The sequence below is a fragment of the Geminicoccus flavidas genome (assembly GCF_009806515.1).
GTDB classification, from domain to species: Bacteria; Pseudomonadota; Alphaproteobacteria; order Geminicoccales; family Geminicoccaceae; genus Geminicoccus; species Geminicoccus flavidus.
This window is the reverse complement of record NZ_WUJP01001089.1, coordinates 1-249: the sequence shown is the minus strand read 5'-3', so window position 1 is coordinate 249 and position 249 is coordinate 1. Positions and strand designations below refer to the sequence as shown.

Sequence of the window (249 nt, the reverse complement as noted above, 5' to 3'; positions counted from 1 at the left end):
GCGCCTACCAGGCGCTGCAGCAAAGCGTCGATGATCTCGAAGATTTCTTCGAGAATGGTGCAGTCGCCCTCCACATTGTCGGGAGCGACGGGCGGATCATCCGGGCGAACAAGACCGAGCTCGCGCTGCTTGGATACTCGGCCGAGGAGTATGTAGGCCGGCACATCTCCGAGTTTCATGCTGATGAAGCGACGATCAATGAAATTCTTGATCGGCTCGGTCGCAAGGAGAAGCTGCTTCGATTCCCGG

1 protein-coding gene is annotated in these 249 nt (G+C 57.8%); it reads left to right on the top strand.

Annotated features, from left to right (window positions below):
- Positions 1-14: 14 nt before the first annotated feature.
- Positions 15-249: PAS domain S-box protein (locus tag EQG76_RS33845; protein ID WP_159719056.1), on the top strand; the 235-nt coding region annotated here is incomplete at its 3' end.